Genomic DNA, 14,619 nt, shown 5'->3' on the forward strand with positions numbered 1-14,619 from the left:
AGATGTGTATAAGAGGACGGGGCGGTGGCGGCTGCGCCGGGGTGCTGGTGCTGACCTGTTGCGGCGGCGGTGTGGTCGACGACGGGTCGAGCGCCAACGCGAGGCCGGCGACGACGAACGCGACGAACCCCGCGGCCGCGAGCAGCAGCTTGCGCTCGCGGCTCATCGGCCGTCGCCGCGGTGCCGGAGCGACGAAGTAGTTGGCGGAGGGCGCCAGCGGTTCGGCGAGGATCTTCGTGGCGGGTCGTGGCGCCGCTGCGGGTGCCGGTCCGATCGAAGGCGCGCCCATCAGAGCGGCGCGCATGTGCTCGGCGCTGCCGAACCGCTGGCTCACGTCTCGGGCCATCGCCCGGTCGATCGTCGCGGCCAGCGCCGGGTCGATGTCGGGACGCACTGCGCTGATCGGAGGCGGCGGCGCATCGAGGATGGCGTGCAGCAGGGCGGCGGGATTCTCCTGCGGGAACGGCCGCCGCCCGGTCAACGCCTCATAGCCCATCACGCCAACGGCGTAGAGATCGTCGGCGACCGAGGCCGGTGCGCCGCCGACCCGCTCCGGGCTCATGTAGGCCATCGTGCCGACGATCTGGCCGGTCGCGGTGAGCGCGGAGCCCGCCGTCTTGGCGATGCCGAAGTCGGCGACCTTCATCGCACCGCTGTTCGGCGCGATCAGCACGTTGCCGGGCTTGATGTCACGGTGGACGATGCCCGCCGCATGCGCGCAGCCCAGCGCGCCGAGCACGTCGTGCAGCATCGAGCGGACACGCGGTGGCGGCATCGGCCCCGTCTCGATCTCGTCCTGCAGCGTCCGTCCCGGCAGGCGCTCCATGACGATGAACGGGCTGCCGTCATGCTCGCCGCTGTCGTGCACCGACACGATGTTGGGGTGGTTCAGCCCTGCGGCCGCGCGGGCCTCCTCCTCGAACCGTCGCCGCATATCGGTGTCGGTGGTGAACGCCGGATAGAGCAGCTTGATCGCCACGGGCCGGTGCAGCCGGGTGTCCCAGCCGTCGTGAACCTCCGCCATCCCGCCGCGACCGAGTACACCTCGTAGTTCGTAGCGGTCCGCAAGTAGGTCGCGGCCGTCCATGCGGATAAGGTAGCCGCACCCCCTTGAGCGCAAACGCTCGCCGTTTGTCCTGCACAGGGGCGCTCCGCTAAACTAGAACACGTTTCAGTTCCGATCAGAGGGGGTGCGGTGGCCACCGGAGACGCCGAGCCGTCGCAGCTCACAAAATGGGACCCGGGCCTGACCGAGCGCTTCTTCGCCGTCACCCGCCCGCTCCTCAAGCGCTACTTCCGCTCCGAGGTGCGCGGACTCGAGAACATCCCCGCGGGCGGTGCGCTGTTGGTGTCCAACCACTCCGGCGGCATGCTGCCGATGGACGTGCCGATTCTGGCGGCGGACTTCTACGAGCATCACGGCTACGACCGGCCGATCTACACGCTCAGCCACGACATGCTGATGGTCGGACCGACCGGTGAGTTCTTCCGCAAGATCGGCTACATCAGCGCCAACCACGAGAATGCCGACCGGGCACTGCGCTCCGGCGGCCTGGTCGTGGTGTTCCCCGGCGGTGACTACGACGTGTACCGGCCCACGTTTTCGGAGAACGTCATCGACTTCGGCGGGCGAACCGGCTACATCAAGGCCGCCCTCAACGCGGGTGTCCCGATCGTCCCGACCGTCGGCATCGGCGGCCAGGAGACCCAGATCTTCCTGTCGCGCGGCACCTGGTTGGCTGAGCGTCTCGGCCCGATCGCGCGCCTGGCGCGCACCAAGATCCTGCCGGTCTCATTCGGCTTCCCGTTCGGCCTGTCACTGGTGGTGCCGCCCAACATCCCGCTGCCGTCCAAGATCGTCATGCAGGTGTTGCCGCCGATCGACATCGTCGCCGAGTTCGGCGAGGACCCCGACATCGACGAGGTCGACGCCCACGTCCGCCGGGTGATGCAGCGGGCCCTCGACGAGCTGGCCACCGAGCGCCGGCTCCCGATCCTCGGCTGAAACTTGTTTTGGACAGCCGTCTGGGGGATATGACGGACCTCGATGACTAGACGCCGTTTTCCGCTGCTGCGCGCGGCGGCCGAACTCGCCAATGCCGCCAACGGTGTGCAGCCGCTCGGGCGCGAGGGCTACATCACGCTGCCGGTGTTCGCATTCGGCTGGCCGACCACCGAGGCCGCGCCGCTGTACCTGACCGGTTCGGTGCTGGACGCCATACGGCGCGGCCTGCGTGGGGATTTCCGTGGTGCGCGGGGCCGTATCGCGTTGGGGCTCACCGCGATCGCGTGGGCGTTGCTCAGCCTGATCATGTACCGCAACGTGACGTCGAAGCGGTATTTCGAGGAACCGCTGCGTGAGGCACTCGGCGACGACTACGAGCAGGTGGCCTCGATGTCGCAGCCCGGCAGGCGGCGTCGGCTCGCAAACGTCGGCGTCCCCCCGAACGAACTGCTGCGCCGCCGCTACGTCGAGCGGGCCAACACCGTCCAGTACGGCCCGCACGGCCGGGTCAACCGCGCCGACATCTGGCGGCGTGCCGACCTGCCGCGCGACGGCAAGGCGCCGGTGCTGCTGCAGGTGCCGGGGGGCGCGTGGGCGATCGGCATGCGCAGGCCGCAGGCCTATCCCTTGCTCAGCTATATGGCCGAGCGGGGCTGGGTGTGTGTGTCGATCGACTACCGCGTCAGCCCGCGGCACACCTGGCCCGCGCACATCATCGACGTCAAACGGGCCCTGGCCTGGATCAAGGAGAACATCGCCGACTACGGCGGGGACCCCGACTTCGTCGCGATCACCGGTGGTTCGGCGGGCGGGCACCTGTCCTCGCTGACCGCGCTGACGCCGGATGATCCGCAGTGGCAGCCGGGCTTCGAGGATGCCGACACGTCGGTGGCGGCCGCGGTCCCGATCTACGGACGCTACGACTGGGTGTCGGCACGAGGCTCCGGCCGCAAGGAGTTCATCGGTTTCCTGCAGAAGTTCGTCGTGAAGAAGCCCATCAGCGAGCACAAGCAGACCTACGTCGACGCTTCGGCGATCAAGCGTGTACGGCCCGACGCCCCACCGTTTTTCGTGCTTCACGGGCAGGACGACTCGATCATCCCGGTGCAGGAGGGACGCGATTTCGTCGAGGCGCTGCGCAAGGTGTCGACGTCCACCGTCGCCTACGCCGAAATCCCGCATGCCCAGCATGCATTCGACTTCTACGGGTCACCGCGGGCGCACTACACGGCGCAGGCCGTCGAACGTTTCCTGTCCTGGGTGCACGCGCAGCGCCATGCGCCGAGCGATGAGTTGCCGCAGGCTGAATCTGCGGGCGCGTAGCGCCTGAGCGGAAGCCGTCCTACTGCGCCATGGCGGACTCGATCACCGTCAGTTCACTCGAAAGCCCTGCGGCCCTGCGGATCTCGATGAATGCGGCGATCATGGCATCGGTCAGCTCGTGCGGGTCGTCGAGTGTCGCGCCGTCGGACAGCACCGAGATGTTGAGCTGGTCGACGTAGCTCCACACCGTGATGTTCAACCCGCTGCCGGTGGTCAGCGGTCCGACGGAGTAGATCTCGGTGACCAGCGCGCCGCCCACGCGACCGGGTTTCCGCGGACCGGGCACGTTGGAGATCGGCAGGTTCAACACCTTGTTCTGGCCGTCCTTTTCGGCCAGCCAGGAAAACAGCCGCTCGGCAGGGCGCGGCGGGAAGTACGCCGACCACCGGCTCACCAGCTCCGGGCCCATCAGGTGATGCGTTTCCTTGGCCTCCACCGCGGCATCGTGCACCGCCTGGACCCGCTGCAGCGGATCCTCGAGCTGGATGGGGACCGTCATCATCACACCGGTGAAGTAGTTGCCGGAGATTCGATCGGGAGAAAAGTCGAAACTGACTGGGACGGAAGCCAACAGCGCGTGGTCGGCCTGCCCGTCGTACTTCAGCGAGAGCTCCCGCAACGCGCCCGCCGAGATCGCGAGCACCATGTCGTTGATGGTGACGCCCAGATGCTTTGCGGTCTCCTTGACGTCGGCGAGCGCCAGGGTGGCGGTGGCGAACTTGCGTTGCGCGTCGACGCGGTGATTCATGAACGACGGCGGCGGCGTGAACGGCCGGGTGAGCTCCGGCGAGAGCTTCTTCGCGCTCTTGCGCACGCGTTGCAGACCCTGCGCGGTATAGCGCATGACGCCCGGTAGCCGACCGATCTGGCGCATGTGGTCGGCGAACGCGGTCCGCACCAACTCCGCCTTGCCCGGCGGCGGATCCGTTGCGTACGAGTCACGCTCGGCCTGCGGGCCTTGCTGCAGATCCATCCCGCGGGCCAAAAGATTCGCCGATGCGACCCCGTCGGCGAGGGCGTGGTGGATCTTGCCGAGAACCGCGATTCGTCCGTTGGCCAGACCCTCGATGAAATACATCTCCCACAGCGGCCTGCTGCGGTCCAGCGGCGTGCTGGCGATCTGGCCGATCGCTTCGTCGAGTTGCCTGCGACCGCCTGGGCTGTCCACCCGCCAGTGCCGCACGTGGTACTCGAGGTCGACTTCGCAGTTCTCCCGCCACATCGGGTGGTGGAACTTGAACGGGATGTCGACGAGCTCGTAGCGGAACGGGTCGAGTTTGTAGAGCCGCCCGTGGATGACGCGGCGGAACTCCTCGATGCCGAAGGGACGGTCACCCAACTCGGAAAGGTCGATCACCGCCAGCTTGAGCGTGTGCATGTGCACCGTCGGAGTTTCGCTGTACAGCAGGATCGCGTCCCAGCCGCTGAGCCTTCTCACGTCGCGACCCCTCCCTCCGGAGGAGCCTATATAACCTCTTTGGCCCCCACCAGCGTCCGGTTTCGGTGAATCTGGTTCAGAAACAATCCTATTGCCATCGCGGCTGAGCCGGTCCTGGCCCCGTCGGTCATGTCGAACGCGTGCCCGGCGCCGGGCAGTTCGACGTAACTGACCACCGACCGGGACACCGCGCGCAGCCGTTCGACGAACGAACGGGCCTGCGCCACCGGGATGACACTGTCGCCGGTGCCGTGGACGATCAGGAACGGCGGTGCCTCGGGATGCACCTGGGCGATCGGGGACGCCTTGCGGTAGACGTCCGGTCGCTTGGCGAGTTTGTGTCCCACGACGACGCGTTCGAGGAAGTCCACGAAGCGCACCCGCTCGGGGGTGGACTTGTCCTCCCAGTCGTAGCGACCGTAGATGCCCACCACCGCGTCCACCGACGTGTCGGACCCTTCCGGCAGCTCGGCCTGCAGCTCCGGATCGTTGGCGGTGAGTCCTGCCAGCGCTGAGAGGTGACCGCCCGCCGACGTGCCCGCGACCGCCACGAAGTCACGGTCGCCGCCGAACTTGTCGACATTGGCGCGGGCCCACGCGATGGCGGTCTTCACGTCGTGGATATGGGCCGGCCACCGGTGGTGCGGCGCCACCCGGTAGTCGATCGACAGGCACACCCAGCCCTTCTCGGCGAGGTGGGACATCAACGCGTACCCCTGCAGGATCCGGTTGCCGTGCACCCACGCCCCGCCCGGCACGAAGATCAGCACCGGCGCCGGCTCGGCGGGCAACTCCTTGGGCCGCCACACGTCGAGCAGTTGTGAAGACCGAGGCCCGTACTGCACCGAGGTGCGGTACACGCTGCGCCGATGCTCCCGCAGCTTCCACAACGGCGGCGCCGACTCCGGCGCAGGCCAGTCGACGGCGAGGTCCTTGGCGTTGACCACACCGCGCAGCGCGGCCTCGGTGACGGCGTTGGTGCTGTCGCGCTCGGACTGCCTTAACTCGGCATCGCCCGGGCTAAGCCACGATTTGACCGTCGAACCGAGAAAATCGGGCAGGTGACGGAAACCCCATACGCCCACCGCGGTCACAGTGCCCAACGGTTCCAGGTGCTTTCCGATGACGGGCAGCGAAGCCGCGGCCACGCTCGTCGCCAGCATGTAGTCCGACGGTCCGGCGTTCAGCAACCATCGCGCACGTGTCCAGAATGTCGGACCTGGGTACCGGGCATCCGGTCGCACCGTCATTGCGCGACTGTACCGCGACGCATGTTCGGCACAAGTCATCTTTTCGAAGTGTCTACCGCAGACATTTCGGGATCTCGGTCGCCTATACCGTGACCTGGGCAGATGGTCTAGCGTGACTTGCCGACGGTCAACTTCGAAGAGGACGTTTTGTGAGTAAGTCAGCGCTTGCCATCACCGAAGAGCACGTCGACCTCGCCGATGCGGTGTTCGGCCAGCTCAACCGGGTCAACAGCCGGGCGGCGGCCCGATCGACGCTGGAGGGCGGCTCGTCGCATCCCGCCGAGATCTGGTCGGCCGCGGCGGACCTGGGATGGACCGGCCTGGCCATTGCCGAGGAACACGGCGGGTCCGGCTTCGGGCTCGCGGAGTTGGCGGTCGTGCTCGAAGCCCAGGGACGCGAACTGTGCCCTGGCCCGTTCCTGCCCACTGTGGCCGCGGCTGTGGTGATCGCCCGGTGTGCCTCCGATTCGGCTCGTGCACAACTGCTTCCGGGTCTGGCCGACGGCAGCACAGTCGGTGCGCTCGCGGTCTCGGGCAATGTGACGGTCGGATCCGACCTGGTCGTGACCGGTGAGAGTCCCGCGGTCCTCGGCGCGCCGGACGCGCACCTGCTGGTCGTCGTCGCAGGTGAGGACGTCGTCGTCATCGATTCCGACGCCGAAGGCGTCACAATCACCCCGCTCGAATCGATGGACACCTCGCGCAGCCTCGGCTCGGTCGCGCTGAGCGGTGTGACGGTCACCGAGGAACGAGTGCTTCGCGGTGCGGCACGCAAGGCGCACACGGTCTTTCGCATCCTCGCGTCGGCCGAGGCGGTGGGCGTCAGCTGGGCCAGCATGGAGATGGCCGTCGAATACGCCAAGGTCCGTGAGCAGTTCGGCCGAACGATCGGGACATTCCAGGCCGTCAAGCACCACGCCGCCAACATGCTCGTCGCCGCCGAGGTCACGACGGCCGCGACATGGGACGCCGCCCGCGCCGACGACCTGGACAGCGCGTCGTTCGCCGCCGCAGTCGCCGCGTCACACGCCATCCGAACACAGATTTTCAACGCAGAGAACAACATTCAGCTACACGGCGGGATCGGCTTCACCTGGGAACACGATGCCCACCTGTATCTGCGGCGCGCAAGGACGCTCGCGGCGTTGATGGCCGAGGCCGGCGATCCGCTGCTCGACGTCGTCGAAGCGCAGCGCAGTGGCCAGGCGCGCGGCGCGACGTTCACGCTGCCGCCGGAAGCCGAGCAGTTTCGCGAGCAGGCGCGCGAGGCCGTCGCCACGCTGCACTCCCGGCCCGCCGATCAGCAGCGCGACTTCCTCGTCGACTCCGGCTACCTGGTACCGCACTGGCCCAAACCGTGGGGACGGGCCGCCGACGTGCTCGAACAACTGGTCATCGAGGAAGAGTTCGCCGACGTCGAACGGCCCGACCTGGGCATCACCGGCTGGGTGACGCTGACCATCGCCCAGGCGGGCACCGACGACCAGCGGGAACGCTGGGTCGAACCGGTGCTGCGCGGCGAGGTGATGTGGTGTCAGCTGTTCTCCGAACCCGGCGCGGGCTCGGATGCCGCGGCCGTGCGGACGTCGGCCAAGAAGGTCGACGGCGGCTGGCGGGTGACCGGCCAGAAGGTGTGGACCAGCCTGGCCCACCAGTGCCAGTGGGGCCTGGCCACTGTGCGCACCGACCCCGACGCCCCCAAGCACGCCGGCGTGACGATGATGGCCATTGATATGAAAGCGCCTGGGGTGACGGTCAATCCGCTTCGCGGGCTGACCGGACACGCACATTTCAACGAGGTGTTCTTCGACGACGTCTTCGTCCCGGACGCCGACGTGGTCGGCGACGTGAACAAGGGTTGGCTGGTGGCCCGCGCGACGCTGGGCAACGAGCGCATCTCGATCGGCGGCGGTTCGGGCGGCACCACCGGGTTCACCGCGGCCGATCTGGTGAAGCTGCTCGACAATGCGTCCCCCGAGACCCGCGCGACGTATCTGCGGCGGGCCGGCGAGGTGATCGCCGAGACGCACACGTTGCGGCTGTTGAACCTGCGGCGGGTGACCCGCGCGATCGCGGGTTCGGATCCCGGGCCGGAGGGCAACGTCACCAAACTCCTGGTGGCCGAATCCGGGCAGCGGATGACCGAATTGGCCATGGAGTTGGCCGGTTCCGCGGCCGTCGTCGGGCAGGCCCCGACGCTGACGCTGGCTTACCTCGGCAACCGGGCCATGACGATCGCCGGCGGCACCTCGGAGATCACCCGCAATACGATCGCCGAGCGCATCCTCGGCCTGCCGCGAGACCCGTTGCTGAAATAGTCAGGCCAGCAACGTGATTCCGCCGACGATCAGCGCGACGACCTTCACGGCCTCCAGGGCGACGTAGACGTAGTGGATGCGTGAGCGCCCGGCCGGGGCCGTTCCCGCCGGCGCCGACAGGACGGCATCGGAGCGCCGGTTCAATGCGGGACGGACCGCGATCAACTGAACAGCCAACGCGAGGATGGCTGCGCCGAGGGCGACGGTGGCACCGGTCGACGGTCGGTCCATCACGATGATGATCACCAGGACCACAGCCAGCGCGGCCTCGATGCTGTTGAGTGCGCGGAACACCAACCGGCCGATGCCGAGCCCGATCTGCAGGGAGACCCCCGGCGCCCGGAACTTCAGCGGGGCCTCGATGAACGAGATCGCGAGCACCATGCCGAGCCAGACGAACGTGAGCGCGGTTGCGATGGAGTGTGCGGCGGTCATGAGACTCTCCTTCTCGGTGTCAGATTCGCGATACAGAGACCGGGCTCGGCGAACGGGACCAGTGCTTCCACGGTGACCGGCGCGTCCCAGGCCGCCAGAGCCCCTTGCATCAGACCGAGATGCACGGGGCAGATGATGTCGCGGCGGGTGTCCGCCAGCTCGAGGAACGGGCAATTGTGCAATCCGATCTCATCGAGATCGTGGTTGCGCGAGCGCTTTTGCGGGGCGAACCCCATTTCGGCAAGGAGACCCGTGAGGCGCTCGAAGGCCTGATCCCGGTCCAGCGGCTGAACTTCACCGTTGGTGGCGGCCTCTTTCTTCGCCCACGCTTGGCCGGCAGCGACCGCACGTCGCTGCGGGTCGCGCTGGCGCGCCAATGCATCGGCGAGCACCCCGGCCAGCACGCGGTAGTCGCGGGGGCCGTCCGGGTCCATACCCGCTGTCGCGCGGAACATCAGCGGGGGCCGGCCCGGTTTCGTGCGGCCGGGCTTGATCATCTCGACCCGACCCCGCTCGAGCAGGGCCTCCAGATGGAAGCGTGCGGTGTTGGGATGGATCGACAGCCGCTCGGCCACGTCGAGCACGCTCAAGGGCGTCCCCGCGGTCCGTAGCGCCGTCAAAACCTCATCGCGCCGTGTCATCGACCGGAAGGTCCTCAGTCGTGGCGGGTGATCGCCGCGCGCGGGCATTCGTCGACGGCCTTAGCCGCGTGCGCCTCGAACTCGGGCGGCACCGGGTCGGCGATCACCACCGCGTAGTCGTCGTCGTCGAGTTCGAACACTTCGGGCGCAAATTTCACGCAGAGCGCATTGCCCTCACACCGATCGCGGTCCACTACGACACGCATAACGCCTCCTTGACTTGATCAGCGGTTCAGTTCTCATCGGCCGGACCGGACATTGCGCCCACACCACTGGCGTGCCGGCAGACCCATCCCTCGGGAGCGCGGCCCGTCTCGACGAACCGTGTCAATTCCGCGCGCATATGCGCGGTGAGATCAATGTCGATGTGCGGGTAGACAATCGGTTCCTCTTTGGAGTTGTGCTCGTGCAACTGATCCAGCAGTACGCCGCAAGCCGCCTCGATCCGGTCGGTGTCAGACGCTGCGAGCAGGCCGTCCAATGTGTCCATGGTCCGCCACAATTGGCCGTGCTCACGCATCATCACGAAGATCGGCATCACCATCCCGGCCTCTCGGATCGGCGGGAATACGATCACCTCTTCGAGGTAGATGTGGCGGCGCAGCTTTTCCAGCGCCCGGGTGAGCACTTCGGTTTCGAGGACGCCTGCCCGAAGCTTGCCCACGAAGTCCTCGATCGCGCGGTCGATCTCGCGGTGGTCATGCTCCAGGGCGACATAGGGGGCTGACTTGTGCATCACGGCTTCTCCTACCACGAGCTGCCGCTAGTTTATACAAATCGGTTTGTATAAACAATATGGCGCACCGCTTGGCCGCCGGTGACGTAATACTTGTCGGGTGCCGTTCACCGACTTCCATCCCGACCTGCGCCGCGCCGCCCGCCTCGCCCCCAAGCAGGTGATCACACCCGCGACGCTGCCGATCGTGCGCATGGTCACCCGGCGCATGTGGCGCAAAGTGCCCCGCGATGTCGAGGCGCTGACCCTGCCATCGGGAGTCGACGTCTGGCTGTACCGGCCGCCCGGGGCCACGGGAAAGGGCCCCGCGCTGTTGTGGATTCACGGCGGGGGTTATCTCATCGGCCATCCCGGCCAGGACAACGAGCTGTGCCGCCGGTTCGCCCGGCGTTTAGGGGTCACGGTGGCCTCCGTCGACTATAGGTTGGCGCCCGAATACGCCTACCCGGCCGCGGTGGAGGACTGCTATTCGGCGCTGAAGTGGTTGGTGGCGCTGCCGTCGGTGGACTCAAGCCGTGTCGCGATCGGGGGCGCCAGCGCAGGCGGCGGTTTGGCGGCCCAGTTGGCGCTGCTGGCACGCGACCGCGGGGAGGTCACGCCATCGGCCCAGCTGTTGGTGTATCCGATGCTCGACGACCGCACCGTGGACCGCCGCGAACTGGACAACCCCGGGATTCGACTGTGGAACAAGTCGAGCAACAAGTTCGGCTGGTCGGCCTACCTCGGCGACGCCGATCCCGCCGTGGCCGTGCCCGCACGCAGAAACGACCTTGCCGGCTTGCCGCCCGCATGGATCGGTGTCGGAACGCTGGACCTCTTCCACGACGAGGATCTCGAGTACGCCGAACGGCTCAAGGCCGCCGGAGTGCCGTGCGACGTCGAGATCATCAAGGGGGCGTTCCACGGATTCGATGGTATCGCGCCCAAAGCCTCTGTCTCACAACAGTTCTTTGACAGTCAGTGCGCGATGCTGCAACGGGTGTTGGCGCCCGCCGCCGCCTGAGTCACCCGCGGTCGAACGCCACCTCGCCCGCGATCACGGTGGCGGCGACCATGTCCGAGGCCAGTGTCTCGAGCACGTCGCTTGGCGACGGCTCCAGCACCACCAAATCGCCCGGCTGGCCGGGCGCGACGGTTCGGCGCCGCAGCGGGTCATGGCCGGTACCGAAGAACATGCCGAGCGCTTCCGGCGCGGTGATGCGTTCGTCCGCGCCGAGCACCGCGCCGCTGCCGGTCATCCGTCGCACCGCGGCACGCATCGTCGCCCACGGGTCGCCCTCGCCGAACGGCATGTCGGTCGACAGCACAAGCGGCACACCCGCGCGCAACAGCGAAGCGACGCGCCACAATTCATGGTGTTCTCCGGCGGGCACGTCGTCGAGGTACTGATCGCCACGCTCGGCGACGAAGTTCGGCTGCGTCACCACGGTCACGCCGCTTGCGGCAAGTGACGCGATGGCGTCGTCGGGAACAACGCTTGCATGCTCGATGCGGTCCCCCGGATGCGCTCCGGTCGCCTGCAGCGCGGAGAGCGTGACGACGAGTTGCGCAGCGGTCACACAGTGCACGGCGATCGGTGCACCCTCGGCGTGCCGTCCGGCGATCCACGAGGTGAGGCCGTCGAGGTCGAGGTCGGTGTCGTGCAGGATCCGCTTGCCGGGCGCGAGGCACAGGACGCGCTGGTGCAGTTCTCCGCGGCGATGGGCGTCCAAAAGCCGGACGATGTCGTCGATCTCGAGGTCGGGAGTGGCGTCGGTGACGCCCGTGACGCCCAGGGCGCTGAGCCGCTCGCTCACCTCGCTCAGACCGGTTTCGTTGCGCTGCAGGGCATCCGACCAGGAGCGGTCGGCGCTGCGCAACCGCCCGTCGGGGTGGTCGGCCATTCCCACACGGACCAGCCCCGCCGAATTCAGCGTCCACAGCACACCGCTGCGGTGTTGCACGCGGACCGGAACCGACGGCACCACCTCGTCGAGCACGGTGCGGTCAAGGGGACCCGCGACCGCCTCGTGATAGCCCACCGCCCTGACCCAGCCATCGGCGCCGGGCTTCGCGGTCGCCAACGCACGGGCCAGTTCCGCCCGGTTGTGCACCTCGGCAGGACCGACCCGCACCGACGCTAAAGCCGCTGCGGCGGATCGCAGATGAACATGGTGATCGTGCAGCCCCGGTATGACGGTGCGACCGGCGGCGTCATAGACCGGCTCGCCGCTAACAGGCGCCAGCTCCGGCTCTACGGCGACGATCTTTTCGGCCACCCGGATGTCGACGGAACGGCCGTCGAGCAGCGTCGCGCGCTGGATCAGCAAGACGCGAGCCGTCGCTGCTCGATCAGCTGCTCCACTTCCTCGTTGTCCGCCCCTAGCGGTTGCGCGGCTGTCGACAGCTGCGGCGCTGCGGCACAGGGCGATTGGTCGTCGCGCGGTAACTGCGCATAGGTGGCGGCGACCGCGGCCATCGACATCTCGATCAGCTCCCCTCCCCCGCTGCGCAACGACTGCGCGACGGCCAGCGCCGCCTCGAGCCCGGTCAGCGGGTCGGCGATCGCATCGCCGCAGAACTGCGGTTCGTCGGGCTCGCCATAGACCAGGCCGCCCGACACGGCGGCGTCGTCACCGAACGCCACCCAGTTGTCGCGGTCACCGTCGGTGCCGTGGCCCGTGACCCGTAGCCACACCCGGCCGTCACGCGGCGCCACGTCCGTCGGGGAGAGCCCGCGGCGAGCCAACGCCGCAGGTCGGGACGACTCGATCACGACGTCGGCGACGGCCAGCAGCGCCCACAAACCGGACGGTTCGTCGAAATCGACGCTGTAGGAGAGTTTTCCGGCGTTCATCCAGTCGAAGAACGCTTGCGGCCCGTGACGGGCGCCGTCGGGTCGTGCGGCGCTCTCCACCTTGACCACGGTCGCACCCGCCGACGAGAGCAACCGTCCACACAGCGGCCCGGCCCACATCGCGGACAGGTCCGCGACCAGGAGGTCAGCAGGGCCTCGCGTCGCGGTGGCCGCACCGAACGGGTACACCCGCGGGGCCTCGGGCGGGGTCTCGGCGAGGCCCGCCGCCGGCAGGCCCAGCAACCGGGCACGCTCGGTCATGTCGGCGCAGTCGTTCTCGGCGACCCAGCCCTGCACGGCCTGCCATGGATCGTCGACCTCATCGGCCGAGACCAGCGCGGGAACCGCGGCGATGTCGTCGGGCCTCGCCAACGTGAGGGCACACCAACTGTCATGGCTGCGCATCAGGCGCGTCGCGCCGCCCGCCGACACCTGACCGGCAGGCGAAAGGCCCAGCAGCGCAGCGCGCCCGCCGATCAGCTCGGCGGCGTCGACCTCGACGCCGGTGAAGGTTTCGAAGGCGTCGGCTACCCGTCCGGCCCGGTCGAGCACGGCGGTGGGGACAGTCAACATCGTCGACGTCACGCTCCCCATTGTCGGCCAACTTCACAAGCTGGTGGCGCCGGGGGTGGGCGCGGCTCAGAATTGCAGCGCGGTGAAGCGCCAATCGAGCACGTTGCGGTCCTGGTCATCGACCGCATACACCACCGACCGCACCGTCAGCACGCCGCCGCGACCGTCGGCAAGCGGCTCGGCCTTCTCGATGTGCACCTCGCTGTAGAGGGTGTCCCCTTCGTACACCGGCCCGGTGTGGTCGCAGGACTGCCAGCCGAGGACGGTGACAAGGTTGGGCAACAGCCGCGTCACCTGAGCCAGAGCCAGCCCGATCGTGTGGCCTCCGTAGACCAGCCGACGGTTGTTGACCCGCCAGTCGTGATGCGTCGCAGCGATGTTCAACGTCAGCCGGGCCAGCTCGGGTGCGCTGCTCACCACGTCGGCGGTGCTGTGCAGTACCGCCCCCGCGAGTCCGGGATCGAAGTGGGCCCCAGGTACCTTCGCGCGGTATGCCTCGGCGTCCCAGTCCGAGGTCGGATCGGGTACGGGCGGGGTTTCAGCGCCGATCGTCGACAGGTCGTCGGCGTGCCCCGTCTCGCCGGCACCGTCGCGCAGCGGCAGCATCGCGCAGCGGTGAAAATCGAGCACCAGGCGGCCGAGCTCGTCGACGGTCGTCATCCGCAGCGCGGCCAATCCGGTCCGCGCCCGACCCGGCTTGACTGAGTTCTCCTTGAGCCCGACCACTTCGGTGCGGGTGAACAAGGTGTCGCCGATGACGGGGAACCGATGAAAGACCAAGCCGCGGTAGAACAGATTGGCCTTCACCCGCTGGGTGACGAGGGTGGTCTGGCCGATCGCGACGTCACAGACCAGGGCGGGATGCGCCAGCGGGCCGGTCGCACCGGTGACCGCGGCCGCCAATTCGCCGTCGAGCGCCAGCCGAAGACGATCGCCGACGATCGACTGATGCACCGCGGCCGCACCCGACGTCAACGTCATCGGCGGAGCGGTGTCGAAAACCTGCCCGACGTGCAGATCGTCGAAGTACGGGCCGCTCACGGGAGCCCACTCTGGCATTGGGC

General features: G+C 68.1%; 14 protein-coding genes. 4 read left to right on the forward strand and 10 right to left on the reverse strand.

Annotation, left to right across the window (positions count from 1 at the left end; genetic code table 11):
* The coding region (locus CEX87_RS25445) for a serine/threonine-protein kinase (protein ID WP_099459204.1) at positions 1–1,087 on the reverse strand (1,087 nt) is incomplete at its 3' end.
* 108 nt (positions 1,088–1,195) lie between these two features.
* Here CEX87_RS25445 and CEX87_RS25450 point away from each other — a divergent pair.
* Both CEX87_RS25450 and CEX87_RS25455 read left to right on the forward strand, forming a co-directional pair.
* A complete protein-coding gene (locus tag CEX87_RS25450; RefSeq protein ID WP_064399990.1) occupies positions 1,196–2,005 on the forward strand; it encodes a lysophospholipid acyltransferase family protein in 810 nt (269 codons plus the stop codon).
* Positions 2,006–2,047: 42 nt separating this feature from the next.
* Positions 2,048–3,328 (forward strand): alpha/beta hydrolase, encoded by a 1,281-nt coding sequence (locus tag CEX87_RS25455; RefSeq protein ID WP_064399991.1) that lies wholly within the window; start codon positions 2,048–2,050, stop codon positions 3,326–3,328.
* A 19-nt stretch (positions 3,329–3,347) separates the two neighbouring features.
* Here the strand turns inward: CEX87_RS25455 and CEX87_RS25460 are convergent, their stop codons facing one another.
* Both CEX87_RS25460 and CEX87_RS25465 read right to left on the reverse strand, forming a co-directional pair.
* Positions 3,348–4,766: a WS/DGAT/MGAT family O-acyltransferase gene (locus CEX87_RS25460; RefSeq protein ID WP_094289662.1), complete on the reverse strand. Its 1,419-nt coding sequence runs from the start codon at positions 4,764–4,766 to the stop codon at positions 3,348–3,350.
* Between the two features lie 26 nt (positions 4,767–4,792).
* Positions 4,793–6,016, reverse strand: coding sequence for an alpha/beta hydrolase (locus CEX87_RS25465; RefSeq protein WP_094289664.1), 1,224 nt, complete (start codon positions 6,014–6,016; stop codon positions 4,793–4,795).
* A 149-nt stretch (positions 6,017–6,165) separates the two neighbouring features.
* Here CEX87_RS25465 and CEX87_RS25470 point away from each other — a divergent pair, with 149 nt between their 5' ends.
* Positions 6,166–8,334, forward strand: a complete 2,169-nt coding sequence (locus tag CEX87_RS25470; protein ID WP_094289666.1) for an acyl-CoA dehydrogenase — start codon at positions 6,166–6,168, stop codon at positions 8,332–8,334.
* Here the strand turns inward: CEX87_RS25470 and CEX87_RS25475 are convergent, their stop codons facing one another.
* The 4 genes from CEX87_RS25475 to CEX87_RS25490 are packed head-to-tail and all read right to left on the reverse strand — an operon-like array spanning position 8,335 to position 10,146.
* A complete protein-coding gene (locus tag CEX87_RS25475) occupies positions 8,335–8,769 on the reverse strand; it encodes a hypothetical protein (protein ID WP_066810847.1) in 435 nt (144 codons plus the stop codon).
* Positions 8,766–9,410 carry a helix-turn-helix transcriptional regulator gene (locus tag CEX87_RS25480; protein ID WP_066811396.1) on the reverse strand — a complete coding sequence of 215 codons (645 nt, stop codon included), beginning with the start codon at positions 9,408–9,410 and terminating at the stop codon, positions 8,766–8,768. Before CEX87_RS25480 ends, CEX87_RS25475 begins: the two co-directional genes overlap by 4 nt.
* A gap of 14 nt (positions 9,411–9,424) precedes the next feature.
* Positions 9,425–9,616, reverse strand: coding sequence for a ferredoxin (locus CEX87_RS25485; protein WP_064399996.1), 192 nt, complete (start codon positions 9,614–9,616; stop codon positions 9,425–9,427).
* Between the two features lie 26 nt (positions 9,617–9,642).
* On the reverse strand, positions 9,643–10,146 hold the full coding sequence (locus CEX87_RS25490; RefSeq protein ID WP_064400049.1) for a hemerythrin domain-containing protein: 504 nt from the start codon (positions 10,144–10,146) through the stop codon (positions 9,643–9,645).
* Between the two features lie 100 nt (positions 10,147–10,246).
* Here CEX87_RS25490 and CEX87_RS25495 point away from each other — a divergent pair, with 100 nt between their 5' ends.
* Positions 10,247–11,149, forward strand: coding sequence for an alpha/beta hydrolase (locus tag CEX87_RS25495; RefSeq protein WP_094289668.1), 903 nt, complete (start codon positions 10,247–10,249; stop codon positions 11,147–11,149).
* 1 nt (position 11,150) lies between these two features.
* On the opposite strand, the gene CEX87_RS25500 is transcribed toward CEX87_RS25495, so the two are convergent.
* From CEX87_RS25500 to CEX87_RS25510, 3 genes are read right to left on the reverse strand one after another with little or no spacing between them, the layout of a single operon-like run.
* The gene (locus tag CEX87_RS25500) at positions 11,151–12,455 is read right to left on the reverse strand and encodes an amidohydrolase family protein (RefSeq protein WP_094289670.1); all 1,305 of its coding nucleotides are present in this window, start codon (positions 12,453–12,455) and stop codon (positions 11,151–11,153) included.
* Positions 12,449–13,576 carry a CoA transferase gene (locus tag CEX87_RS25505; RefSeq protein WP_416171929.1) on the reverse strand — a complete coding sequence of 376 codons (1,128 nt, stop codon included), beginning with the start codon at positions 13,574–13,576 and terminating at the stop codon, positions 12,449–12,451. The genes CEX87_RS25500 and CEX87_RS25505 overlap by 7 nt, the downstream gene beginning before the upstream one ends.
* 45 nt (positions 13,577–13,621) lie before the next feature.
* Positions 13,622–14,614: a MaoC family dehydratase gene (locus CEX87_RS25510; protein WP_198957310.1), complete on the reverse strand. Its 993-nt coding sequence runs from the start codon at positions 14,612–14,614 to the stop codon at positions 13,622–13,624.
* Positions 14,615–14,619 lie beyond the last annotated feature (5 nt).

The sequence above is a fragment of the Mycobacterium lehmannii genome (genome assembly GCF_002245535.1).
Lineage (GTDB): Bacteria > Actinomycetota > Actinomycetes > Mycobacteriales > Mycobacteriaceae > Mycobacterium > Mycobacterium lehmannii.